22 protein-coding genes, 4 pseudogenes and 1 other annotated feature are annotated in these 24,629 nt (G+C 63.0%); of the genes and pseudogenes, 10 read left to right on the top strand and 16 right to left on the bottom strand.

Features of this window, described 5'->3' with window-relative positions; translation table 11 throughout:
* Positions 1-325: transposase (locus tag ABS45_RS07180; protein ID WP_291554494.1), on the top strand; the 325-nt coding region annotated here is incomplete at its 5' end.
* Positions 326-498: 173 nt separating this feature from the next.
* Positions 499-789 (top strand): helix-turn-helix transcriptional regulator, encoded by a 291-nt coding sequence (locus ABS45_RS07175; RefSeq protein ID WP_291554491.1) that lies wholly within the window; start codon positions 499-501, stop codon positions 787-789.
* A 47-nt stretch (positions 790-836) separates the two neighbouring features.
* Here the strand turns inward: ABS45_RS07175 and ABS45_RS07170 are convergent, their stop codons facing one another.
* The 9 genes and pseudogenes from ABS45_RS07170 to ABS45_RS07130 form a co-directional block, all read right to left on the bottom strand.
* Positions 837-1,151: a DUF736 domain-containing protein gene (locus tag ABS45_RS07170; RefSeq protein WP_291554489.1), complete on the bottom strand. Its 315-nt coding sequence runs from the start codon at positions 1,149-1,151 to the stop codon at positions 837-839.
* Between the two features lie 887 nt (positions 1,152-2,038).
* Complete coding sequence (locus tag ABS45_RS07165; protein ID WP_291554487.1) at positions 2,039-2,866, bottom strand: hypothetical protein; 828 nt, start codon at positions 2,864-2,866, stop codon at positions 2,039-2,041.
* Positions 2,867-3,052: 186 nt separating this feature from the next.
* Positions 3,053-3,247, bottom strand: coding sequence for a hypothetical protein (locus ABS45_RS07160; RefSeq protein WP_291554486.1), 195 nt, complete (start codon positions 3,245-3,247; stop codon positions 3,053-3,055).
* Between the two features lie 48 nt (positions 3,248-3,295).
* Complete coding sequence (locus tag ABS45_RS07155; protein ID WP_291554485.1) at positions 3,296-5,377, bottom strand: ParB/Srx family N-terminal domain-containing protein; 2,082 nt, start codon at positions 5,375-5,377, stop codon at positions 3,296-3,298.
* A gap of 73 nt (positions 5,378-5,450) precedes the next feature.
* Positions 5,451-5,906, bottom strand: a pseudogene (locus tag ABS45_RS07150) (DUF932 domain-containing protein); the annotation flags it as partial.
* Between the two features lie 90 nt (positions 5,907-5,996).
* Positions 5,997-6,995 (bottom strand): site-specific integrase, encoded by a 999-nt coding sequence (locus tag ABS45_RS07145; RefSeq protein ID WP_055395126.1) that lies wholly within the window; start codon positions 6,993-6,995, stop codon positions 5,997-5,999.
* On the bottom strand, positions 6,992-7,933 hold the full coding sequence (locus ABS45_RS07140) for a tyrosine-type recombinase/integrase (protein WP_055395123.1): 942 nt from the start codon (positions 7,931-7,933) through the stop codon (positions 6,992-6,994). Before ABS45_RS07140 ends, ABS45_RS07145 begins: the two co-directional genes overlap by 4 nt.
* Positions 7,930-9,180 carry a tyrosine-type recombinase/integrase gene (locus ABS45_RS07135; protein ID WP_156358608.1) on the bottom strand — a complete coding sequence of 417 codons (1,251 nt, stop codon included), beginning with the start codon at positions 9,178-9,180 and terminating at the stop codon, positions 7,930-7,932. The genes ABS45_RS07140 and ABS45_RS07135 overlap by 4 nt, the downstream gene beginning before the upstream one ends.
* 167 nt (positions 9,181-9,347) lie before the next feature.
* Positions 9,348-9,707, bottom strand: a pseudogene (locus tag ABS45_RS07130) (DUF932 domain-containing protein); the annotation flags it as partial.
* Positions 9,708-10,273: 566 nt separating this feature from the next.
* Between ABS45_RS07130 and ABS45_RS07125 the strand changes: the two are divergent.
* Positions 10,274-11,086, top strand: coding sequence for an NYN domain-containing protein (locus tag ABS45_RS07125; RefSeq protein WP_291554480.1), 813 nt, complete (start codon positions 10,274-10,276; stop codon positions 11,084-11,086).
* 33 nt (positions 11,087-11,119) lie between these two features.
* Here ABS45_RS07125 and ABS45_RS07120 read toward each other — a convergent pair whose 3' ends face one another.
* Positions 11,120-11,656 carry a JAB domain-containing protein gene (locus ABS45_RS07120; RefSeq protein WP_291554478.1) on the bottom strand — a complete coding sequence of 179 codons (537 nt, stop codon included), beginning with the start codon at positions 11,654-11,656 and terminating at the stop codon, positions 11,120-11,122.
* 597 nt (positions 11,657-12,253) lie between these two features.
* Between ABS45_RS07120 and ABS45_RS07115 the strand changes: the two genes are divergently transcribed.
* Entirely contained in the window at positions 12,254-12,535 is a 282-nt protein-coding gene (locus ABS45_RS07115) for an HU family DNA-binding protein (RefSeq protein WP_291554476.1), read from the top strand.
* A 62-nt stretch (positions 12,536-12,597) separates the two neighbouring features.
* Complete coding sequence (locus ABS45_RS07110) at positions 12,598-14,580, top strand: hypothetical protein (protein ID WP_291554474.1); 1,983 nt, start codon at positions 12,598-12,600, stop codon at positions 14,578-14,580.
* A gap of 99 nt (positions 14,581-14,679) precedes the next feature.
* Here the strand turns inward: ABS45_RS07110 and ABS45_RS07105 are convergent, their stop codons facing one another.
* The 5 genes and pseudogenes from ABS45_RS07105 to ABS45_RS07085 all read right to left on the bottom strand — a co-directional run bounded on the left by ABS45_RS07105 (position 14,680) and on the right by ABS45_RS07085 (position 19,099).
* A complete protein-coding gene (locus ABS45_RS07105; RefSeq protein ID WP_291554472.1) occupies positions 14,680-15,126 on the bottom strand; it encodes a Mov34/MPN/PAD-1 family protein in 447 nt (148 codons plus the stop codon).
* On the bottom strand, positions 15,114-16,745 hold the full coding sequence (locus ABS45_RS07100) for a ThiF family adenylyltransferase (protein ID WP_291554470.1): 1,632 nt from the start codon (positions 16,743-16,745) through the stop codon (positions 15,114-15,116). Before ABS45_RS07100 ends, ABS45_RS07105 begins: the two co-directional genes overlap by 13 nt.
* Positions 16,742-17,884 (bottom strand): CBASS cGAMP synthase, encoded by a 1,143-nt coding sequence (locus tag ABS45_RS07095; RefSeq protein ID WP_291554468.1) that lies wholly within the window; start codon positions 17,882-17,884, stop codon positions 16,742-16,744. Before ABS45_RS07095 ends, ABS45_RS07100 begins: the two co-directional genes overlap by 4 nt.
* On the bottom strand, positions 17,878-18,879 hold the full coding sequence (locus ABS45_RS07090; RefSeq protein WP_291554466.1) for a CBASS cGAMP-activated phospholipase: 1,002 nt from the start codon (positions 18,877-18,879) through the stop codon (positions 17,878-17,880). The genes ABS45_RS07095 and ABS45_RS07090 overlap by 7 nt, the downstream gene beginning before the upstream one ends.
* A gap of 5 nt (positions 18,880-18,884) precedes the next feature.
* A pseudogene (locus ABS45_RS07085) lies at positions 18,885-19,099 on the bottom strand (DUF2188 domain-containing protein).
* Positions 19,100-19,376: 277 nt separating this feature from the next.
* Between ABS45_RS07085 and ABS45_RS07080 the strand changes: the two are divergent.
* The 4 genes from ABS45_RS07080 (at position 19,377) to ABS45_RS17625 (ending at position 22,302) form a co-directional block, all read left to right on the top strand.
* A complete protein-coding gene (locus tag ABS45_RS07080) occupies positions 19,377-19,763 on the top strand; it encodes a helix-turn-helix transcriptional regulator (RefSeq protein ID WP_291554464.1) in 387 nt (128 codons plus the stop codon).
* A 2-nt stretch (positions 19,764-19,765) separates the two neighbouring features.
* Positions 19,766-20,635 (top strand): ImmA/IrrE family metallo-endopeptidase, encoded by an 870-nt coding sequence (locus ABS45_RS07075; protein ID WP_291554462.1) that lies wholly within the window; start codon positions 19,766-19,768, stop codon positions 20,633-20,635.
* Between the two features lie 240 nt (positions 20,636-20,875).
* A protein-coding gene (locus ABS45_RS07070) for an IS3 family transposase (protein WP_291554461.1) occupies positions 20,876-22,107 on the top strand; the annotation gives its coding sequence in 2 pieces (ribosomal slippage) (positions 20,876-21,167 and positions 21,167-22,107; 1,233 coding nt in all).
* Positions 21,154-21,270 (top strand) — a sequence feature (AL1L pseudoknot). (Overlaps the previous gene by 117 nt.)
* Before the next feature lie 51 nt (positions 22,108-22,158).
* Positions 22,159-22,302, top strand: a complete 144-nt coding sequence (locus ABS45_RS17625) for a cyclic GMP-AMP synthase DncV-like nucleotidyltransferase (protein ID WP_366246626.1) — start codon at positions 22,159-22,161, stop codon at positions 22,300-22,302.
* A 15-nt stretch (positions 22,303-22,317) separates the two neighbouring features.
* Here the strand turns inward: ABS45_RS17625 and ABS45_RS07065 are convergent.
* A pseudogene (locus ABS45_RS07065) lies at positions 22,318-23,428 on the bottom strand (IS3 family transposase).
* Between the two features lie 113 nt (positions 23,429-23,541).
* On the opposite strand from ABS45_RS07065, the gene ABS45_RS07060 reads away from it, so the two are divergent.
* Positions 23,542-24,603: a hypothetical protein gene (locus ABS45_RS07060; protein ID WP_291554459.1), complete on the top strand. Its 1,062-nt coding sequence runs from the start codon at positions 23,542-23,544 to the stop codon at positions 24,601-24,603.
* Positions 24,604-24,629: the final 26 nt, after the last annotated feature.

The following is a 24,629-nucleotide window of genomic DNA, read 5'->3' as shown; positions in this document are numbered from 1 at the left end:
CAACGAGCAGCGCGTGTACGGCGACTCGGCCTACGCCAGCCAGAAGGCTCTGATCCGGGGCAAGGCGCCCCAAGCCAAAGACTTCACCAACCAGCGCACACGCAGGTGCGGGGTGGTCGACCAGACGCAGCGGTCCAAGAACCGCAACAAGTCCCGCATCCGCGCTCGCGTAGAGCATCTATTCGGGGTGGTCAAGCGGCTGTGGGGCTTTGGCAAGGTGCGCTATCGCGGGCTGCAAAAGAACGCCACGCGCGCGTTCACGGCCTTGGCGCTGGCCAACATCTACCTTGCCCGAGGGCGTTTGCTGGGACAGATGCGCCCGTAAGGGCGGGAATCGGGCCTCAAGGCCCCGCGAACTGCCCAAATGGGCGGCACAAGAGGCCACAACGTCCGAAAAACTGCATCATCCAGTGCCGCACGGCAAATCACGAAGGCTTGTTCAGCGTAGCCTTAAAGATAACGTGGTTTTAATTGTGCTGCGAATTGACGCTTCTGTCCATGCAGAAGCGACCCATCCAGCGCGGCCGACCGGCCGGCGCCACCACCTTCGACGCCGAGTTGGCCCAGGCCTTCGGCGCGGCAGTGCGTGCGCTCCGGTTGGAGCGCGGGATCGCGCAGGAATCGCTCGCGCACCTGGCTGGCGTCGAGCGTTCACACATGGGCAAGGTTGAGCGCGGCGAGCACATGCCCACGCTGGCGATCATCTTCAAGATCGCCGGCGCGCTCGAATGCAGCACGGCGGTGCTGATGACCGCGACGGAAGGCCAGCTCGCGGCCTCCGAGACATAGGCCGTCGACCTATGCGCCCCGCCGCGACGGACGGGGCGCTGCGGCGGTCACGCCGCCTGGGACTTGCTGCGCGACCAGATCAGGGTGTGCGTGCCGTCCTCTTCCTCGATCAACCGGGCATAGACCGTCGCCGGGAACGAAGGATCATCGAGGGTGCAGGACACGTAGGCTCGGCCGGCCTCGCTGGTCTTCCTCCATGCCGCGCCCACGTCATAGCCCGAAGCCTGGATGCGGAAGTCCGGGGCGTTCTCGTTGCCGCCCTTGTCGTTGGGAACCAGCTTGGCCTTGACGTTGAGCGTCAGGGTGCGGAGCGTGCCGGTGAAGCCGTCTTTGTCTGCGGTGAAGGTGCCGATGGTTGCCATGATGAATTTCCTTTCGGTTGAACAAGGTTCGCGCCCATCGCGTCCTTGTTGTGATCCGGCCGGCGGGGGATGGGCTGGCTGCACCGTTTGCGGGCGCAACGCAGTGGAGAACCGGGAGGCAAAAAGAATTTGGCCCGCGAGGAATGCGCCGAACGCAGTGACAAAGCAGGGGAAATTGTTTTCGCGGGACGGTTGCAGCCATTAAGCCCGAGGCGCAGCCGCGCCTCCGCCAGGATTCACAACGAGACAAGGACGCCTTGGGCCGAACCGCTCCGAAAGGAGGCATGGCCGACTCGACATCCCCGCACGAAGGCTTCAGCGGCTCGCGCCCTGACGCGGGCCAGGCCAACGCTCCAACGACACGCGAGAACGTCCCCATCGCACCCTGCGGCGCCGTTGAGACGCGGCGTGGAAGCTCCATAGCGAGGTCGGGCGTTGTGTCCACGAACCATCCTTCGTGACGCGATGGACGAGAGCCGCCAGCGTCGAGGACGACACGCATCTGCACAACCTGCCGCAGCCAACTGCGGCGTATCCGCCACGCCTTGACCATTGCAGTGGGCACTGGCTTGGCCGATCCGGCACCGCCGGTTCGGCGGTAATCGAGGGGCGCCAAGCATCGCGCGGCGGGGATGGGCCTCGCGCCGATCCCCTGGAGGCAAGCGAAGCGCGCAGCGCCGCAGGCGCGAAGGCGGGAGGGATTGAAGCCGAACGGTCGTGACGACAAAGGCGGCACGGGGCGCAGCCCGCAAAGCCCGGCGGCGCATCGCGCCGACCCGCCAAGGCCGTTCTATATTCTGGAAAGAAACAGATGCAGATGCTGGCCTGAAGTGACGTCTGTACTGCTTCCCCTTGGCCAGCAGGCCTGGTGGCGCTTCGCCTTCCCGTCAGTCGGCTTCTGGTTCGTGCTCCAGCTTGATCGCGTGAATGCGTGCCTCGATGGCGTCGTCCTGCACGCGTATTGAGTCGAGGCGTTCCAGCAGGAAATCCTCTCGAATGACCTCCACGACCGTCGTTTTACGATCTTCGCCGTCGTGCCAGTTGAATTCCAGTCTGGCAAGTGGCACCTCTTGCAGTTGCACCGCCCCGTCTACGGTCACCTTCGCGGTAAGAAGCTGGCCGCTCACGACCACCATCGGGTGCCAAAAGAACAAACGCCAATACCGGCCCGTCTCCTCTGCGACCCACCCGTTGAACGTGCCTACTTCGGCTTCCGTGTACTGGCTGGCCTTGAGCAGCGCCGAGTAGATGTCGTCGGGTTGACATGCCGTGAACTTGTCCTGGCCATGCAGCTTGCTCAACGCGCAAATCTCAGAGAACAGGTTGTGCCAGTCCGCGGCCCTCTCCTCGTAGGGGTGAATCTGATCGAGGAAGGGGCAAGGAACCGGGCTTGTGCCGAACTTGATGTAGCTCTCGAAGTCTGCGTTGGGCGTCGATGGCCGCTCCGTCAGGAGAACGATGGGATAGGCGTTGTTTATGGTCTGGACCACGAACGTCGTCTTGACACAAACACCACGGCGATTCAGTCCACCAGCGGCTTCCGCTGTGAGATCGATTCCCCGCGCCTTGCCATGATTGTCTTTGTGCGTGACGTTCGGCTCCACGAAGAAGTCCGCCGCCGCGAGCGCGCGCACAACACGAGACTTCATCAGGTATCCCGAGCGTTCGAGGGATTCGCGAATATCGTCGATTGGGATTGGCGGCTCTGCAGGCATGGCGGGATTGTGCCGCCTGCGGTGATCTTGCCATGCAGCGCATGGGCGGCGGCGCGATGTTCTGGCTGTTCGGTTTCAACACCGGGCGCGGCCACTGCCGCGCCCGGACTCTGCGCTCACCGCGCCCAGGCCGGAACGGCTTGGGCGCGGTGCAGATCGCGGTTATTCGTTCGTCTCGATGAGCCATCACACGGCACGCGGCGAGGCTCGGCCCGTGATGGGGTGAATGTCGGTGAGGTCGGCGCGGGCCGACCAGCCCGAGGGCGGGCGGTAGCCGCGCACATCACTTTCGCCGTGCCATCGGCGGGCGCGTACCGTGCCGGGGGCATAGATCGCCGCCATGCGCGGGTGGGGTGTGGTGGTGCGTGGGCAGTCCTCCATGCAAGCGAAGCGCCCGATCGAAGCCGGGGCGCTTGCCTTCGGTGCAAATCAAGCGGTCAAAGCCTCGGCGGGTTCATACGACACGGTGGCGGCTTCCTGCGCGTTGTCCGGCTCCACATCCTGCGGGCCTTCTTCGGGCGCATCCTCCTGCATGCCTTCGGCCTTGAAGATGGCGGGCATCCAGCCCGTGCCATCGGCCAGCCGTTCGGCTTCGCTGGCAATGTCGACCTTCTTCAACTTCGCCAGCCGCGTGACGTGCTCCGGCGCGTACTCGCCCACGGCTTGCAGGATCACGGCTTTGGAAACGTGCTTGAAGTAGCTCTCGGCGGTCGGCTTCCACCACGCGGCCATGTCCAGCCCCACGGCCTGCGCCAGATCCTTGCCGGGCTGGTGCGGCGTGGCACGCGGCGTCACCACGTCCACCGTGGAAGCCACGCACACGGCCAGCAGCTTGACCAGTTCGTCTTGCGGCTTCGCCAGCAGCGCGGCGAACAGTTCGGCGCTGTCCTCCGGCAAGGCAACACCTGTCACCTGTTGCAGTTCGCGCAGCGCCACGGCGGCAGGCGATTCCGGCCAGTCCGGGGCCATGCCTTCCAGCCGGTCTTGCACCGTCAGGCGCACACCCAGCGGCAGATCGTGCTCGTAGTGGCGATTCTGCAGGACGGTTTGCACCATGCCATGCACCAGCGCGGCCAGCGCCACTTGCGGATGCCGTGCGACTTCGATTTGCAGCGCGGCGGTGCGGTGGGCGCTCAAGCGTTGGGCCAGCCGGTCGGAGATAGAGGCCTTGGGCGCTTCGTCGCGCTCGCCTTCGTCGTCGTTCTCGGCTTCGCCTTCCACGCTGCCGAAACCTTGGCGCAGCTTTTCCAGCGTGCGCAGCGCCTTGGCCTCGGCTTCGCGCAGCAGCCCGCGATGAATCACGGCCTCACCATTGCGGTCGATGGTGACGATGGCACCGGCTGCGGCCTGCACGTTCGCGGCATAGCCCAGCAAGCCATCTTCCAATGCCTGCAAGTGCTGGCCCAGGCGCTCGCCGTTTTCCTGCAAGGCTTCGGCCTTTTCCTCGTCGTCGGCTTCCATCGCGGCGTCAATGGCTTCGGCAAGCTCCTGCATCTTGGCTTGCAGCTTCTCGATGCGCAGGGCATCGCGCTTGCCCGGCGTGCGCCGTTCCCTCGGAGCGCGTTGGAAGGCTTGCAAGTCGGCATAGGTGGCAGCGGGCGCGGCATCCACCCATGCCCATCCTTCGGCCTTCACCTCGGCGGTGATGCCTGCCAGCTTGTCGTGCGCCAGCCGTTCCAGCAAGGCCGCATCGTTGAGGTACACGCCCGCATCGCCTTCCGCGAACAGGTCGCGGCGCACGCCGCCGCCTGCGGCCTCGTAGGCGGCGAGCCCCACGAAACGCACTATCGGATGCCGATGGGCGTCGATCTCGCGCTCGGTCAACCGCTCGCGCAGGGCCGAAGGGCTACGCTGCCACTGCGGCGCATCGTAAAACGCAGCGTCCTGCAGGGTGTGATCGTCGGTCACGGCCAGCGCCATGAGTTGATCCAGCGTCACGGCATCGGCCCGGTAGTCGGCCATCAGGCGCGGCGAGACGTTCGCCAGCTTCAGACGGCGCTGCACCACCAGCGGCGTGACGCTGAAATCCGCCGCGATGTCCTCGATGGGCCTGCCCTCAGCCACGAGTGCCGCGAAAGCCTCGAACTGGTCAGCGGGGTGCATGGCTTCGCGCTGCACGTTCTCGGTCAGGCTGGCAGTGCGGGCCGTGCCATCCGCCACGCGCAGGCAAGGCACCTGCCAATCCTTGGCGATGCGGTGTTTCTTCGCCAGCAGCTTCAACGCTGCGAGGCGTCGGCCACCAGCCACGACCTCGTAATGGTCGCCATCGGCGGCAGGGATCACGATCAGGTTTTGCAGCAGGCCCACGCGCTCGATGGATGCGCTGAGTTCAGGCAGAGACAGGCGCGGCACGGTCTTACGCACGTTGCGGCCCGTGGGGCGCGACACCAGCCGCGACAGCGGCACCAGGATCATGTGCTTGCTTGGGTCGGCGGCTTGTAACCCGTTGGCGGCGATGTTGGCGGCAGTGGCGTTGACGGCGTGGGCTTCGGTGGTGGTCAAGGCGTTCATGGTGAATCTCCAATCAGATGAAACAAGGGATGGAGGGGAAACGCCCCTCCGGCGGGTAAAACGTCGGCGGGATTCAGGCTTTCAGGGCGCGCATGCCATCGGCCAGCAGCCACAGGGCGCGGTTCAGGCGGATGTCGGAATCGATACCCTGCACCGGCCGGGTCTGTTGACGGCGCCCGTTGGCGCTACGCCCGGACAGCCCGCCCTTGGTCAGGTTCTCCTGCGTTCGGTTGAACACGCTCCACAGGTCGGGGCGGCGATCCTCGAAGCGGCGCGGCATCAGGATTTGCGATTCCGTGATGGGCGCGGGCTTGTCCGGGTCGTCGTACTTGAGGGCCAGCGCGGCGCGGGCGAACACCTGGGATTCGCCATCGTCCAAGGTGATGCCGCGCATCAGGTCGCGCGACTCCTTCACCCGCTCGAAGCCGTCGAGCACCTGATAGGCGCCCTCGATGACGTGGCCCGCCACGTCGCCCTTGTGGGGCACGCGCACATCCGCGAAGGTGTCGCCACACACCAGCCCATTGGCAGAACTATGTCCAGCATCGAACTATGTCCAGTGCTACGTTGACCCGCCTCGTAAAGGCGGCCATGCAACACGGGACATAGGAGGCAGCGGCTAGAGACTCTTCAAGAACGCCAACAGCGCGTCGTCTGGACGGTACCGACCTGGCTTGCTATCCGGCGGCGTCAGTTTGTCGAGCAGCTTCGACTTCATCTCCAGATCGGCGTCGAGGTAAATCTGTGTCGTCTCGACGGACTCGTGCCCGAGCCACAGCGCGAGCACAGAACGTTCGACTCCCTCGTGCGTCAGGTCCATCGCCGTCGTGTGCCGAAGCACATGCGGGCTCACCCGCTTGTGCGCCAGCGAGGTGCAGACACGGCTGGCGGTGGCGACGTGCTTGGCCACGATGTATTGCACACCGTGAGCACTCAGTGGGCCGCCGCGGGCGTTCGGGAACACGGGTTGATCAGGCGCTCTGGGCGGTTCACGCATCCACGCCGCCATGACCGCGCGCGAGGCCTTGCTCAGAGGCGTACATCGTTCCTTGCGTCCCTTGCCAATCACACGCACGTGCGCGCCCGCGCCCAGCACCACGTCGTCCCGGCGCATGCCCGTCAACTCCGACAGCCGCAGACCGGTCTGCACTGCGACCAGCATCAGCGCGTGATCGCGACGCCCAGACCAGGCGTGCAGATCCGGCGCCGCCAGCAGTGCATCGACTTCGGGCCTGCTCAGGAAGGGAACCAGCGCTCGGGTGAACTTCTTCGCGGGGATGGCAAGCACCCGGGCAATCTGCGCCGCATGGGTGGGAGCCTCGTAGGATGCGAAGCGGAAGAACGAATGCACGGCCGTCAGCCGCAGGTTGCGCGTGCGGGCTGTGACGCCGCGCAAGGCTTCCAGCTCATCGAGGAACGCCGTGACCAGCGGCGCGTCGATGTCCTCCAGTGCGAGCGCCGACGGCGCTTTGTGCAGCCGCTTCTTGGCGAATTGCAGCAACATCTTGAACGTATCCCGGTAGGAGGCGATGGTGTGTGGGCTGGCTTGGCGCTGGTGCATCAGTCGCTGGGTGAAGTAGCGTTGCAGCAGGCTGGCCAGCTTGGTGTCGGCCGTCATGACGATGCCCCCCAGCGCCGCTCCAGGCGTTCCATGGCGTGCGACATCAGTTCCGGCCAGGCGCTGAGGTACCAGTACGTGTCCTCGACCCGGACGTGGCCCAGGTACGTCGACAACACGGGCAGGAGCCGGGTGGCATCCTGGCCTGCCTCGTACCAGGCCGTCAGCACCTTCACCGCAAAGCGATGCCGAAAGTCATGCAGCCGAGGGCCCCGGCTCGCGCCTGTCGCACGCAGGCCGACGCTGCGGGACAGTGCGTAGAAGGTTCGGTGCAGGCCCGCCTGATCCAGCCGGTTGCCGCGACTGGACACGAAGACGTAAGCTGAGACTGCGGCGCCAAAGAACTCCGTGCGCCGACGCAGGTAGTCCGCCAGCACATCCCTCGTTGATGGATGCAGCGGGATGCACCGGCTCTTGCCGAGCTTGGCGCTGCGGATGGTCAGCAGTGCCTGGTCAAGATCGACGTCGGGGACCTGCAAGTCCAGCGCCTCGGACATCCGCATGCCGGTCGTGCTCAGCAGGCCGATCAGGCAGTGGTACTTCCACGGGTACAGCGGGGTGCGGTGCCAGTTCGTCGGTAGCTTCAAGGCGGCGGCCAGCAGCCGTTGCACTTCCTCGTCCGAATACAGGTACGGTCTGGCACGCATGGCCCGATGGGGCAGCAGACCCAGCGGCGGGATCTCCGTCAAGGGATCGCTGGCGTGGCGGTAGCGCGCGAATCCCCGAACTCCACCAAGGCGCCGCGCCCACTCCGCCGGCTGCACAGCGGTCGGTTGCTGCGCCCATTCCATCGCCAGCGCCGTCGTGATGTGCAACGCGCCGCGGGTATCGAGGAAGTCGATGAACCGCGGCAACTGCAGGCCAGCGTCTTCCAGCTTGTAGCCCAAGCTGCGGCGCAGCTCGAGATAGTCGCGCAGGGCCTCTCGAAGCCCGCTCATGACAAGCTCCCGGGCCACGGCAGGGCCAGAGGGCGAAGCGCAGCGAGGTCCACCTTGGCATAGATCGAGGTGGACAGCTGGCTGCGGTGGCGAAGGAGCTCACCGATCTCGGGTAGCGACGCCCCGTCTCGCAGCATCCCGACCGCCAGGGCATGCCGAAACTGGTGTGATCCCTTGCGAGGCGTGTCGACGCCGGTACGCTCGATCGCGTTGCGCACGATGGACCCGATGCCATCGGAGCCGTGAAGCAAGCATTGATGAGGCGCGCGCGTGCGCAGGAACACGTGGCGATCCAAACTTGCAGGTCGTCCTTGCCGCAGGTAGGCGGCGATGGCTTCGCCGACATCGACTGGCAGCGGCATCAGGCACTGGTGGCCGTTCTTGCCGCGCACGCGCAGAAGACCGGTGTCCCACTCGATGTCCTCCAGTAACAGGGTGAGGACCTCGCCGCCTCGCAAGCCCAGGCGCGCAAGCAGCAGTAAGACGGCACGGTCCCGTCGGCCGACGGCGGTGCACTGATCGCAGCTGTCGATGACGCGCCGCGCGTGTTCCGCCGAGATGGCCCGGGGCAGCGGTGGCGTCGTTGTCCATGCCGCCACGGCTGGCACGGCGTTGATCAATGAGCCCTTGATATCGCCGCGGTACTGGGCATAGCGAAGGAAGGCCCGCAACCCGTTGACCACATGCTTGAGGCCGCGCGGACGAAGGCGTCGCGCCTCCCGCCGAACGAAGTCGATGACGTCGGTGGCACGGATCGCGCCAAGATCGATATCGTCGCTGCCGAAGCGGTGTGCAAGGAAATCACGGGCGAGGGTCCGGTAGCCACCGATCGTCGTGGAGGCCAGCCCTCGCGCATGCCCCAGGTACTGCGCGAAGCTGGCCGCCAGTTGATCGGCGGGCGTGATGGCCGACGCCGGGACAGCGCACAGGCCTTGCGCGCGCAGGTACCGCAGCAACTGGCGAATGGCCGGTGGCTCGTGGCGACGAGGCGTGTCCCGGCAGTCACTTCGAGGCTGATACGGTCGACGCAGGAACGCCTCGACATGCGCATCCTGAAGCTCGGCAAGCACAACGCCTTGATCGTCCAGCCAGGTATCGAACTCAGTCGCGCGCCAGGCCTTGGCGCGCAGGCAAACGACGGCGTAGCCATGATCAATTAATGACGTGACGAACGCCGGCAGGTGCGGCGAGAGCGGTCCCTTCGCGCGTAGGACGAGCGCCATCGCGCCTTCAATGGTTGGTTCCAAGATGGTCTCCTTGTGGGCGACATGCCCAGCAAGGAGGATTGCTATGTAAGGAGGATTGCTATGTACAGCGTTATTGGCCAGCAAGACTTGCTCGCTCAGGCGCAAGTCGAATGACTGGACATAGTTCGACGCTGGACATAGTTCCGCCTATGTCCCGTTGGGCATAGACGGAACTGACCCGCGAGCATCTGATAGCTGCTGGTGCCGTCGTGCGAGTTCAGCAGCACGACCTCATTGGCTTCCGCGCCGTTGATCTGGCTCGCATGGCGAAGCCGGATCAGGTGCTTGGTGAAGTCGCGCCGGTCTTCGCGCCGCACGCGGGTCTGGCACACCATGAAGGGCTGGAACCCTTCCTTGCGAAGCTCGGTAAGCACCGTGGCGGTGGGGATGTAGCTGTACCGCGGGGACCGGCTCTCATGCGGGGCGTCCGCGAAGATGGACGGGGCCACGCGGCGAATCTGGTCATCCGACAGGGGATGGTCGGAACGCAGTGCGGGGGAATGGTTGGCGAAACGGGATGCAAGCATGTCTTTCTCCTGAAAAATCCAACGGGTTGTGTTGGCTGTTGAAGAAACCGCACACCGGATTCCAAGATTCGGAGCCCAGCCTCGTGGCTGTTCGGTGCGGTCGGCACGAAGAACCCGGTTGGCCTCGTTGCCACCGTCTTCCTGAGTTCATCGCCCGCGACGAAAGGGAGCCCGTGGACGGGGGCCGTCAAGGAGACAAGCGCAGGGTGGGTGCGGCCCGCAGGCGCAGCCAAGGACACGGCCCTGCGCGCCTTGACGGCACACGGCCGCGGGCTACAGTCGCGGACAAGGTGATGGAGTCAGGGAAGACGGCTGAACAAGGCAACGGCCCTCCCACACGCCGACCGCACGGCAAGCGAAGCGCGCAGGCCCGGATCTGGAGCCGGGCCGGAGGCGTCAGCCGAGCGGAGCGAGGGGACGATGGAAGCCCGTCAGGGGCGAGACTCGCGCAGCGAGGCTCGATGCGCCACGCGCACGACAGCGCGACCGGCCATCTCCCAGGGGCCGGAGACGCCCGGAGTCCGTTACCGTCTCGACACGTTGATCCCAAGACATAGAAGTACCGGATGAGCACTCCAACACCCAGCACCGAAACCCGTGTCGCCGTCCTGGTCGACTGCGACAACGTCTCCCCAGAGATCCTCGAACATGCCCTGCGCATGGTCGCCCAGTTCGGCCGTGTGGTCCTGCGCCGTGGCTACGGCAACCAGAACACACTGGCCCACAAATGGCAGGAAGCCCTGGTCCGCCTGGCCTTCACGCCGTGCCTGCAGTACCAGTACGCCGCCGGAAAGAACACCGCAGACATCGCGCTTGCCCTGGATGCGCTGGAAGCGCTCTTCGATCACCGGGCCGACACCTTCTGCCTGGTCACCAGCGACTCCGACTTCGCCTACCTGTGCCGCAAACTGCGCGAGCGCGGCGCGACGGTGTGCATCGTGGGCGAGGCCAAGACGCCCGACGCGCTGCGCAACGCGAGCGACCAGTTCTTCGAGTGGACCCGCCCCGAGCCGCCTGCCGAACCCATCGCAGACACAACCCCAAAGACATTGAAGGCAGAGCCCGCGAAGGCGGAGGCCCCGAAACCCGAGGCAGCCAAGCCCGCCGTCAAGCGCCGCCCGCGCTTCCTCGTCGAAGCCGTGTCGCTGCTGGCCAGCGACACGTCCGAAGGCAAGGTGGGCCTCGGCGTGCTGGGCCAGTACCTCAAACGCACCGACCCCGCCTTCTCGCCGCAGACCTATGGCCACTCCGGCCTGCTGAACATGGTCAAGACCTACGACCTGCTGATTCCGCGCCAGGAGGAAGGCGGCCACTGGTCAGTGAGCCTGGCGCCGAAAACCGACGCGACCCTGGAAGGAACCGAAGTGCCTGGCGGCTGAGCCCCCAGGCACATGGGGCCGCAGGCCCCAGAGCTAAACCAGTCCGCGTTCAGCCATCGACAGCACAGTCGTGCCTGCCACGATCAGGTGATCCAGCACCCGCACGTCCACCAACTGCAGCGCCGCCTTGAGCGTCTGCGTCAGGACCTCATCGGCCCGGGATGGATCCGCCAGTCCCGATGGATGGTTGTGCACCAGCAGCACGGCCGAACTGCTCTTCAGTAGCGCGTCCTTGACCACCTCCCGCGGATACACCGACGTCTGCGCCACGGTCCCACGGAACATCTCCACGTAGTCGACCACCCGCAATTGCGAGTCCAGATGGACCACCGCGAACACCTCATGCGGCAGATGCGACAGCCGAGCCCGCAGGAAGTCCTTCACCACCGCCGGCGAGTTCAGCATGTCGGCCCCACGCACCCGGCCAGCTAGCAGCCGCTGCGCCGCCAGCAATACCTCATCGGCATCGGCCAGCCGGTAGTCGCCTGCCACGTCGCGGACCATCAGGGCCGTATCAGCTATGGAAGCAGAAGCGAAGGAATCGAGGGAAGAAAACAGATCGTGCGCCATGGCGGACTCCAGTGATCGGGCGGGATTGCCCGAGACCGGAAACCGGCACGCCGCAGCGCAGTGCTCAAGTCTCGAAGACGGCCGTAAGGACGCCAGCGTGCAGCGCACGCGCCGGACTTGAACGCGAGAACGGTGTGGCACCATGAAGGGAACAGCAAGCCTGCCCCTCAAGCCACACAGCCATGCCTTCATCGGCAAGCGCAATGCGCAGGCCAGGAGCGCAGCGGGGCCGAAGTGCGTGAGGGATCGGAGCCGAATGGCCATAACTCGCTTCGAGGCATGGGGCGCAGCCCGAGAGCCCGGCTGTGCAACGCACAGACACGCCATGAACCTTGATCGACGAATGGGGACAGAAAAATCCTGTCATGGTCTGGCCCGGCTACATGCGCCGTTGGCAAACCCGCGCCGCACTCAAAGATCGTCATCATGCCGCTGCAGCCAGATGCGTCGGTAAACTCTCCGCGGCAAGCCAACTGCCTGGTTACACGAGCAACCCAGCTCTGGAGCTTGCGCGCCAAGCAAGGCGCTGCGACGAGAACCTTCGCCCTCGTGATCCACGCAGGCTGCCTCCATCACAGTACACCCAAAGGGACTCTTTTGAACAAGACCGAACTGATTGCCGCCATCGCTGCGGACACCGACCTGAGCAAGACCGATGCGAGCCGAGCGCTTGACTCCGTTCTGGAGAACCTGTCCCAGGCGCTGGCGCGCGGCGACTCCGTGCAGTTGATCGGCTTCGGCGCCTTCAGCGTGTCGAGCCGCGCGGAGCGCGCCGGCCGCAACCCCGCGACGGGCGAGGCGATGACCATCAAGGCGAGCAAGGTGCCCAAGTTCACGCCTGGCAAGGCGCTGAAGGATCGGGTGAACGAAGGGGCCTGATCGGCCCTGAATGTCCGGGCGAACGGTGCCGCGAGGCTCGGCAGCAGGAACAAGAGGAGGCAATGGCACAAGGATCCAGCATCTGGCAGGTGAGAAGCTCCACTTCCGTAGACCGGCGCACGGTCTCCGCCAGCAGCGTGCCGCTGAAGTGGGCCCACGATGCGCGCACCGGCGAGCCTCGCTACATCCACGATGCCGAGGTCTCCGAAGGTCGGGCCGAATGCCAATGCCCGTCCTGCCATCTTTCTCTGACGCCGGTGCTGGCTGGTCAGCCTCTGCATCGCAACCCCACAGCGCACTTTCGTCACCCCAAAGGCGCTCAGAAAGATGACTGCACGCTTGTCGCTGCGCGGCTCGCGGCGATTCGAAACCTCCAGGAGCGGGGTTTCATCGATCTGCCTCGGCACAGGAGATCGGCTTCTGCCGTCGGGTTCAGCGGTCAAGGGTATGAGGGCTGGGCCGAGATGCCGGCACGGCGCGTCTCGATTGCCGGCGCGGTACTCCATGACCATGCCACTGCGCTGCTGACGCTCGACGACGGCAGCGAACTCCTGGTCGATCTCACCGGCCAGCGCGAGATTGGCAGCGATGGCCATGGGCGGGCGATCGTTACGGTATCCCTGTCCGATCCCGCCATCGCGATGATGTCTCCAGAAGAGATCCGCGCACGGCTGCGGTTGCTCCCAGACATCCAGTGGTGCACCCATTGGAACGACCAGGCTCTGCAAGCGGCAGCTGCCGCACAGGCCCGTCAGGCCGCGCTGGACGCCATGGATGCCTGGGGAGATGCGGAGGAAACCTCGTTTCATCGCAGCCTGTCTCCTGATCTGGATCTTGCCGCCGCCCTGCAACTGCGTCGCGAGACGCTGCTGCACAGCGAAGTGAAGGCGATCCTGGAGCAGTCCTCGCACATCGCAACGCCGGGCCTCAATGTGGAGGTGATCCGCTACGCCCCGGACGAATTCAGCGGTGAATGGGAGAGCAACACGCTTCGCATGCAATGGTTGACCGGATCCACGACGCTGTCGCTTGAAAAGACTCGGCTGGAAAAGCAGCAAGGCAGCATCGTCCCCGACGTCATCAGCACCCTGCGCGAGCCTCGGCCCTTCATCTTCGGGGTTGTGGAGACCTGGCTCGATGATGGCTTCGAGGAATTGATCGAAGACAGCCACAGCAGCCAGCGTTGGCCCGAGACCTTGCTGGTCGAAGTCACCGTGACGCATGGCATCGACCAGGAGAAGCTGCGCCGCATTCAGGAGCTTGACCTTCCAACATTGGAAATAGACATCGGATCGCTTGGCGGCCGGGTCACCCGGGAGGGACTACGTCGCCTGGTGGTGGACGAGACCGTCGGCAAGCGCTGGGTCCATCACCCAGCCTGGCGTTTTCGTCGCCAACTCCTCGAAATGGAGTTGGACGAGCACCCGGTCACAGTCCGCTTCCAGGAGCGCCTTGCCGAACTGAGGCGCCCTCGGCTGCTCGCGACACCGGCATCGGAGTGGGCATCGATCTATCTGGCGGCCGCCACGGAATTCCACGATACCAACACCCGCATCGACAAGGCCAGGCGAACGCATCGAGGAGAAGGCCCCAAGCCCGAACTATTGAGCAAGGACAGCGAGCCCTGGCAGCGGCTCACGGAGGCAGCCGAAGCCCTTGCCGTTCACGGCTACCCAGGCGCAGCCGACCCCGAAATGGCGGGGCTTGCGGGCATCGTCCCAAGGCTGCTGTCGATCCAGCATGACCGCGGCATCGGCTATGCATTCGACACGGGGTATCAGGTTCTCAACGCCATCATGCAGAGCGGCTCCGACTACCAGCAATGGCATACGCTGTACCCCATGGCGGTCAAAGCCTACGGCCTGGAGTCCAGATTCACGGCCAAGCAGGCCGAGCGCTACGCATCCTGGCGTCAAGGGATCATCGACAAGGTGAACGCCAGCGATGCAACCCACCTGCGGCCGGCGCGCTACGACGCGGTACTCAGCATGCTTTTCCCCGCAATGGCTTCCCGCCTAGTCAAGGGCTATGGCCGAGCCTCATGAACTGAGGCTCTTTCCGGACAAAGGCACCATTGAGGCGTTATGGCGATGCAAGGAGGGTCTGTCGGGTCGACGCTGGGATGCCAATGAATTGATTGGCGGCTATTCCACGGCGTTCAGCACCGCGCCGCGACCTGAACTGGGCACCAGTTCAACATGCAGCGACTTTCGTCCAACGATGACGGCGAGCATGGGCCGCTTGTCTCGACGCTGCGCTGAAAGTCGGTTCCATTCCGATCTGTCGAGACCAGAAGGATGGGGATGATCTTCAGGATGGGTATGCCATTCGCCCAGATAGCGCACCGTTCCGGCTTCGTGTCCAAACGGCATCCGCTCGAACAGGTAGCGAAACCGTTTGTCCCAAGCCGTGGGAACCGTCGCTTGCTCAATGAGCAAGTGGCCTCCATGCACGGAGCCAAGCAAAAGCCCACCGGCTTCGCAGTCGGCATCAGTGCCCTGAATATGCTGATTGAATGTCTGCAGCGTACCTGCCGAAAAATGCAGCAACGTGCCTTTGTCGCCGGTTGCCCAGGAACCTAGGAATTGCATAGAGGGCAATCCCGATCTCGCTGAGGATCGCAGTCGGACGTGGCCAGCTGATGGGTCTGATCGATCAGCCGGGTTCGCAACGCAGGAGAGTGGACGCCGTTGATCCAATCAAGGGCCATATCAGCGCCCAGGCTGGCAGCCTGCACCGACACCGAAGCCGGAAATGGCACATACAAGCCCTCGCACCCATGGCCTGCCAAGATGTTCGGTAGAGCATCAACGGTCGAGCGAAGTTCGCCTCTTCTGTGGCTGTGCCATAAGCACCGGTAGCACGCACCCGACGCGTTCGTTCTCAGGAGCGCCCGCACAGCTGTTCCAGGCCCTTCGATCCAGACAGAAAGCATAGGGGTGGGCGCCCGATATCGGCCGCACAGCCAGTGCCCGAGGGATTCTTCGCCGGTGGCATCGATGAGCAGGTCAAGCTTTCCCAATTGAGCCTGTCTGACATCTACAGGAAGCGCGTGAACCTCGGCGCCTGGCGACAAGCGCTTGAGTTCCTGCGCCATGGCCTCTGCCTTGTTCGACAGCAGGTCGGGAAATCCGAGGCGATGCCGCCCGATGTTCTGTGGAAGGAGTGCGTCGAAATCCACCAGCGTGAGTTTTCCGCCGCATGTGCCCGCCCCGGCCTTGACCAGCATGTCCGAGAGGTATCCGCCGATCGTGCCGCACCCCACAAGTGCGATTCGTTTCCCCGCCACCGTTCTCAACTTGGGAATGTTGCGCTGGGCCAGATACCGGTCATCGATCCGGATCACAGAGACGGGCATCACCTTCAGTCCAAAGGTTGAATCTCTGCGATCAGCGAGCTTGGCTTTGTGCGTCAACGGTTGGTGGTCAAAGAGCACAACAAAGCCATACGTCATCAATGGCGACTCGATGACGATGAGGACACCATTGGCCTTCTTGCTTTGCCCCTCCTTGATCCGTTCGTGAATCTTGCGCCGACACCGAGGGTCCAGGGTGCTTTGCCAAGTCAACACGTCCCCCACGGTTTCGGGAGGCCAGTGGCTGGTCAGCGGCCGGGGTTGAGCGGTCGTCTTGACTCGGTAGGTCAGCACCGTTCTATCGGTGACCTGGTAGCCGAGCGAATGCAGCTTTTTGGTTGTTCGTTCTTCGTTGTCGGTGATGAACCAGAGCGGATTGCCATGGGCTTGCGCAACGATACAGTTCTGCCGGCCCAGATCTTCGCCTTGCATGTCTACGAAGCAAAGCCAGCCGCTCCAGTAGGCAAAGAATTCTTCGGCGAGGTCTTCGATCATCTCGCCTTTCAATATTCGCCCCAGCACGGCGGCCGCGCGTTGCAGACATGCCAAGGACTGCCCGACTGGATCGTAGATGTCCAATACCACGGTCCCCTTGGCCAAATAGCAAAGGCCGCCATCCGCACCAAGATGAGGAACCGCCTTGGGCAGTTCAGGCGGAATTTCAAGCAGCCGGATGCGAGGCAGGTCGAAGAAGGCAGGGTCGAGCTGAACCTCACATGGAATGCCATCGACCGCGCCGCAAGGGATCAACAGCCCCCGCAGCTTGAACCAGCTGTCTTCCGTCTTGCCGACGAACTCGAAGCCTTGCCGCTCAAAGGCTTCGATCACGTCCGCGACTGCGGCAACGCTGCTCATCCCGCCTTCGTTCGCCCGACCAATTCGCTCGGACCAGCCGTAGCCGGCGCTGCGGCGATGGTGGCTGCAACGGATACCACCTTGACCCGAGCCGGTTCATTCGGGAAGCGCGGGCCGAACTCGCCTTGCATCCAGATGCAGGCCTGTGAAGGACTGCCGGCGTCAGTTGCGCCGCGCAGCACCTTCTCCAATGCTTCAAACGCCTTCGCCGCTTCTTCGACGCCCTCTTTGCCGAGTCGCACCGTGAGCGACTCCGACTCATCCACCGGGTTGTTCACCCCCGCACGCAGCTTAGCCGGCAGGGCCGCCACGACGTCCAGCAACGCCAGGTCGTCGCGCCGATCCCGCTTCTCGAACAGTGGTGCCGCCGCAGCCATCAACAGGATGGAGGCGGGTCCGCCGCTGGACCACCGCCAATCGCGGAACGCTTTCAAGTAGCGAATCACACGGCGGAACTGTTCGCCCTTGGCCTCCACTTCGCCCAAGAACCATTCCTTGACAGGTCTGGGATCGGAGGGCATCCAGTTGCACTCGCGGTGAGCCAGGAGCACCTTGTCTGCGGGCAGCGCCGTCCAGGCATCCCGCTCTGCCATGTTCACCGCCTCCGTCAGCGAGTCGTAACCGTATCGCTCCATCGAGGCCTTCGCGAGCGTGACGAACTCTTCATCGGGGATGGCGTACAGCGGAACGTCGATGTGGGCATAGGCCGCAATAACGATCCGGACGCATGTCGGCTTGTCGGAGACCAGCTTCCAGTGCTTCTCTTGGACCAGCGGCTTCAAGGCTTCTTCAGCGGCGGCAAAGAACACCGTCGTGGCCCTGCTGGGGCGCTTCGTCTGCGAGACGAAGCTCAGTGGGAGATAGCAGCCATCATCGACATCCGCTTGCTGCGGGCGCTGTGCAGGAGCGTTCAAGGTCTTGTACGCCCACGATCCTTGCGTGAAAAAGCGCGGCTGCGGCACGTCGTCCGTATACCCGCGTTCGCGCAAAACGCGCGGGATGCCGGTGCGCAGGCAGTTTCTGACATCGTTGCGAGCGCTGGCGATCCAGGCACGTTGTTCAACTGGCAGATCCAGCTCTTCATGCATGCAGGTTCCGTCATCGACGGTGGTGAAGAAAAGCGGACTCAGGTTCAGCATGCGGCCTCCGGCACATTCTTGTTGGGGCCGTGATAGAAGGTAGGTGCGCCGGCCTGGTGCGCTCGAAACGGTTGGAACAGAGGGTCGCCCAGTGCGCGCTGTGCAGCGTGGCTGCCGCGGTCCTTCAGCGTGTTCGTGGCACCGATGGACACACGGTCCAGCGCTTTTACGTCCTTGCTTTGATCGGGCGTGGCCTTGTCGTCGATCTGGAAGTAGTTGCCACCCAAGGCCTGTCGCAGCATGTAGTCCACCGACGACTCCTGGGCGGAGATCACCAGATCGAATAGCCCCCCGCGCCACTTGCCGAATCCTCGGTCAAGGCTGGCGCCACCGCGGACCGTTGCGCCGATCGTCATCGTGCCGATGGACAGCACCCGAACCAGCGCACTCTGTTTAGGCGCGAGGAACGTATTGACTTCGTGAAGCCCGAACAGTCCGGGCGCATTGCCTACCAGACCCCCATCCGCAAAGACGCCACGGTCGTTGCGCGCCAGTGGAAAGTAAACGGGGGCAGCGGCGGTCGCCAACGCCACATCCACGATCTTCATGCGGTGGTCCATCTCAAATGAGGGATGGTGAGGCGTCTTGAAGAACTGGCCACGCCCGGTCGAATAGTTGACGGCTGGCACGAGAACACGGTGCTTCAAGTTGCCGATCGTGGCGTCTTGGAAACGATCGGTCAGCACCGACCGCAATCCCGCGGAGTCGTGCTTGGCGGTTAACCAGAAGCCCAGAAGGCGCCGAGCGAGACTGCGGCAACCAAAGATGCGGGAGCCCTGCTTCTCGAACAGTGCCTTGAGTTCAATGGCCGGGATTTCTGCTGCCAGTCCCAAGGCCAGCATGCCGCCTGCGGAAGTACCGCAGATCAGATCGAAATGCGAAGCGATGGGGCGGCCCAGCACGGCTTCGAGCTCGGCCAGAACCGTCGCTGTGTACAGGCCGCGATAGCCGCCCCCAGACAGGGCGAGCACATGGTAGGTGGGCACGCCCGTCATCGCACTCAGCCCTTCGGCGGGAAGGAGTCGTTGCCGTGGCTGTCCTTGTCACGGATGCGGCCATCCGGACGGTGGATGACCAGTTCCGACTGCTGGTTGCGCGCGATGTCTCGCCCAGCGTCAATGGCCTGCTGCTGTGTGTCGTGCACGGATGATTGCCGGCACCCTTGACGGCCCAACCGTCCTGGTGAGGAACTACATGCTGATTCTTGCCTGTCATGGCGAATTTCCTAAAGTTGAACCATCGAGACCCCGGCCAGCCGGCCGAGTTGCCAATGACCACCTGCTGAAGCAAAATACGTTGCTCTTGCAGACAACGGGCGAGTCAAGCCAAGTCAACCTGCTGGAGTCGAAGAATCCATGTCTGTTGTCTGGCTGGACAACAATGTATCAGAGTTGGTGCCAGGCTGCAAATGGTGGGCTTGGTGCCGCATAACGCAGTAGCTGCGGCGGCGGGCGCATCGCGCCGTCCGTCGCAGTCGCAAGGAACGGAACGGATGTCACAAACAGGCCTGGGCGTCGCCCTCAAGACGCTACGCGAGCGCAGGACCCTCTCATTGCGCGAAATCGGGCAACTGTCCTCGGTGGACCATGCCTATGTCCACCGGCTGGAGTCCGGCGAGAAGACAAACCCCTCAACTGACTTGGTCGAGAAACTGCTGAAGGTCCTGAAACCAGGTGAAAGAGATGCTGCGCTGGTACTGTGGCTGGTTGACCATGCGGAGGCTGATCCGCGCCTCGTGGAATTCGTGCTGAACGATCCGTCCATCAGCATTGAGATCTTTTCGGCTGCAGCAGGCGTGAGGCATCGTGGAAATACAAGGCCCGATCCCGCGACACTGATCGCCCGGATACAGCGAGCATTCGAGGACGAGGACGACTGAACATGGATGAAGCGGATGTCACACAGAAAGCACGGGCCTTTGTTGCGAAGGTTGATGTGTCCGGCATCCGGGAAGACCTGACTCCCTATGTGGTCGCGGCCAACGCCAAAGTCAAGAAGGATGAGCTTGGTGAGGGTGAGTCCGGCTACACGATCACCAAGCCGAATGGCAGGCACGTGATCACGGTGAATTCGCTGGAGACAGAAGAACGCCAGCGCTTCACCATCTGCCACGAAATTGCGCATATCGTGCTTGCGCTGGAATCGAGCCATGAAGAGGTGCCGTCCTGGTCCTATGCGAAGCGGCATCCGAACGAAGTCGCCTGCGACACCTTCGCCGCCGAGTTGCTGATGCCGTATCAGCAGTGGCTGTCGCTTGTGCCCAAGGAGGAGCCTTCGCTGGAACTGATCCAGCGCATGGCGACCTTGTTCAGCACATCATTTCCCGCCGCGGCGTCACGGTTCGCCTCCCTCAGCGACATCCCGTGCGCCTTCGTAACCATGGAGCGCGGGGCCGTGCGCTACGCGGCACGCTCCACCAGTTTGCGACAGGCTGGAGCTTGGATATCTCCCAGATCTGTCATCCCCGTCGGCTCTGTGGCTCACCGTCTCCGTTCTTCAGGCAGCAGTGCTACCGACACGGATGAAGTTGCACAAGACATCTGGTTCGACAACTGGGAAAAGGGCCTTGACCTCTGGGAGCTCTCCAGGCACTACGCACGCACTGACACCACAACTTCGCTGTTGTGGTTCGACAGCGAGGATTTACCCGAGGTCGAACTGAACCGCTTTGGTGTGCGTGTCGAGGACGATGGTGGTTTGGCTGAACTTACGGGGCAACTGTCTTGGCCTGGGCGGAGCAGGCGTCGTTAGCAAAGCATGATCAACGGCGACGCCTGTTTCGCACACCAACCACAACCCAAACTAGTGAAGGAAGGCTGATGGGCCAAGCCTCGAAGCTGTTCAACGGAAACATCGACCAGACACTCATTGGACGCGTCACCCCGACCACGGAGCAGCGAGAGTTTCTGCAGCAACAATGGAATGACCTCGCTGACCACTTTGAACCGCCCCGGGTTTTGAGGAGGCTCTTTTCTCTGAGAGGATTGAGCTATGAAGAAGTCGAACAAGTTCTCACCCGAGGTGCGCGAACGCGCTGTTCGCATGGTGCGAGAGCACCGAGGCGATTACCCGTCGCTGTGGGCCGCCATTGAATCCATTGCCCCCAAGATCGGCTGCGTGCCGCAGACCCTGAATGAATGGGTCAAGCGCGACCAGATCGACACTGGCGTGCGCGATGGCATCACCACGTCCGAACGCGAACAGATGAAGGCGCTGGAACGCGAGAACAAAGAGCTGCGCAAAGCCAACGAGATCCTCAAGCTCGCGAGCGCTTTTTTCGCCCAGGCGGAACTCGACCGCCGTTTGAAGTCCTGAAGAGCTTCGTCGACCAACATCGACAAGCCTATGGGGTCGAGTCGATCTGCAAGGTACTGCAGATCGCCCCGTCAGGCTACTGGCGCCACGCCGCCCATCAACGCAATCCCCATCTGCGCTGTGCCCGTGCACAACGAGACGACACCCTTGTTCAGCAGGTTCAACGTGTGTGGCAAGCCAACCGGTGCGTCTACGGCGCCGACAAGGTCTGGAAGCAGATGAATCGGGAGGGAGTTGTCATTGCCCGCTGCACGGTCGAGCGCTTGATGAGGCGTCTGAATTTGCAGGGTGTGCGCCGAGGCAAGGTGGTGCGAACCACGATCAGCGACATGAAGGCGCCTTGTCCGCTGGACCGTGTCAACCGGATCTTCAAAGCCGATCGGCCCAACCAGCTCTGGGTCTCGGACTTCACCTATGTCTCGACCTGGCAAGGCTGGTTGTATGTGGCCTTTGTCATAGACGTGTACGCCCGGCGCATTGTGGGTTGGCGGGTGAGCAGCTCCATGCACACGGACTTTGTGCTCGATGCCTTGGAGCAAGCCTTGTACGCCAGGCAACCTGAGCGCGATGGCGCATTGACGCATCATTCCGACAGGGGCGTTCAATACGTCAGTATTCGCTACACCGAGCGGCTGGCAGAGGCCGGTATCGAGCCCTCGGTGGGCAGCAAGGGCGACTCATACGACAACGCCTTGGCCGAGACAATCAACGGTCTATACAAGGCCGAGGTGATACACCGCCGGTCTTGGCCAAACCGTGAATCAGTAGAGCTGGCAACGTTGGAATGGGTGTCCTGGTTCAATCATCACAGGCTGCTCGGGCCCATCGGATATATCCCACCGGCAGAAGAAGCTGAGGCAAACTATTACCGGCAGCTTGCCAAGCAGGCCACCGCGGTGGTGGCCTGACTTAAACCAAACGGCCTCCACGAAAGCCGGGGCGGTTCACACGGCTACACCATCTCCACGTGGCTTCAGGGCTCCTACAAGTACGCTACGCTCATCAAGCCGGTTCACCTCGGTGAAGAGTATGACGTTGACGTCGGCCTGTACTTCGAGTGGAACAACGACCAAGACGCAGAACCAACACCTAAGCAACTGTGAATCGCCCCGGCTTTTCTAGACACCCCTGAGCCGTTGGAAATGTCGCTGCTCGAACTCTACCGGCGATAGTCCATCGGCCGACGAATGGCGGCGTTGGGAGTTATAGAACATCTCGATGTAGTTGAAGACATCGCTGCGTGCATCACTGCGAGTCGCATAGATGCGTCGGCGGATGCGTTCACGCTTGAGCAGTTGGAAGAAGCTCTCGGCCACGGCGTTGTCGTGGCAGTTACCGCGCCGGCTCATGCTGCTGATCAGGTTGTGGTCACGCAGGAAGGTCTGCCACTCATGGCCTGTAAATTGGCAGCCCTGATCGGAATGAACCACTACGGGTGTCAGCGGCTGGCGTCGCCATAGCGCCATCAGCAGCGCATCGAGGACCAAGCTGGTGTCGATACGGCTTGCCATGGACCAGCCCACCACCTGCCTGGAGAACAGGTCAACAACGACGGCCAGGTAGAGCCAACCTTCATGGGTTCGGATGTAGGTGATGTCGGTGACCCAGGACTGGTTGGGCTCGGCCACCGTGAACTGGCGCTGCAGGTGGTTGGGTGCAACTACCGCAGGCTTGCCACCTCGCATGCCTGGCCTGCGACCGTAGCCGGTTTGCGAACGAAGACCTTCGGCCTTGAGCAGACGCGCCACGCGGTGCTTGCCGCAGCGCTCACCCAAGTCGCGCATGTCCAGCGTCAGCTTGCGGTAGCCGTAAATACCGCCGCTCTCCAGCCACGCCTGCTTGAGCAGGCCCAGCAGGCGCTGGTCGTCCCTGGCCCGCGGGCTCTGCGGTTCTGCCTTCCAGGCGTAGTAGCCACTGGGATGGACCTGCATCACTTTGCACATGCGCCGCACGCTGTACTCCTGCGGCGGCCTTTTTTAGGATGTCGCGCTCCTCGGTCACACGCCTGAGTTCGGCCTTCAGGCGCCGCAGCTCCTCGGTCTGGGACACCTGGACCTGGCGCTCAGATTCAGGCACTGCGAAGAGCTTGATCCATTTGTACAGGCTGTGCTGGCTGACACCGATCCGCGCGGAGACCTCGGCCACCCGATGGCCTCGCTCCGTGATCTGCTTGACCGCTTCGATCTTGAATTCCTTGAATTCTTCAGGGTAAGGTTGTTTGCTTGTCATGGCACCTCCTATTGGGCCTCAGGTTTGAGGCTCGAAGGTGTCTACTGAAGCCGGGTCGATTCAGGGACTGGGTTCAAGCCGAGCTTCTTGAGTACGAAAGAGTGTGCGCAGAATTGAAGAAGGTCGAAGTTCCGCCCAAGGAGCGCTGCTCCCGCGCCTCATACATTCAGCAGTTCCACATTGACACGCCGGTCTACCATCTCAATACAAACTCTGACGTCCGACGTTTGGCCTGTTTGTCTGGGAAGTGGGAGCACAGCGACCCAAAAAAGTTATACAAGTGGTTCAAAGAAGCAGTCAGTGGCGACGATCGCGACCAGCTTCGACGGCTTGTTCGGTATCTCAAGGCTTGGGCAGCAGTCTCTTTTGATGATGCTCCCGGGTCGCGGCCGACATCCATTTTCCTGACCGTCATTGTCACTGAGGCCTATCAGGACTTGTGGGCGCAGCGCCTGCTCGGCTTGACTGATGACGATGCGCTCCTTGCGGTCATTAAGAAGATGCACGATCGATTGTTCGATGACCCTAAGGTCGAGAATCCGATCGACAAAAAAGAAGATCTGAATCGAATGACGGTGGAGGCATGGGACGGGTTCCTGCCTCGGCTGTCTGCGCTGCAGGACATTGCCGAGCGAGCTGGCGACGCCAAAGACGAAGCATCGGCTGCGCTTACTTGGTCGGAAGCGTTCTCGTTCCTTATGCCATTACCTGAGGCAGACCAAGTTGAGATCGTAGACGAAGGCTCCGGGCGAGCAGTCATGCAGCTACCAGAGATCGAGGTGAAGGTGTTCACTGGAACGCCTCCTCGCACCGTGGCTACATATCGTAATGAGGTGCCAGGCGTTGCAAAAGACTGCACGCTCTCCTTCGTCATTGTCAATCCGCATGTGGTGCCAGAGTTTGCGACGGTCGAATGGACTGTTCGCAATGAGGGGGTTGAGGCGGACCAGCGCAGCGACTTGGGACATCGACGCGTTGGAATGCGGCTACTCAGCGCGGAGGAGCACACCGCCTACGTGGGGCGACACTTCATGGACTGTGTCATCCGCTTGAACGGGCAGGTTTACGCGGTACGGCGTGTGCCTGTCACCATTCGCAACGTTCAGCACGTGGCTCGCAACCCTCCAAGGCCTCCATATACAAAGCTCCGAAGCTTTTTTCGCCGGCGCAGGTAATAGGTCGTTCGGTATTGGGAGGGAGC

Source organism: Comamonas sp. SCN 65-56 (assembly GCF_001724135.1).
Lineage (GTDB): Bacteria > Pseudomonadota > Gammaproteobacteria > Burkholderiales > Burkholderiaceae_C > Comamonas_C.
Note: the sequence above shows the minus strand (reverse complement) of the source record. Positions and strands in the feature narration are given on the sequence as shown.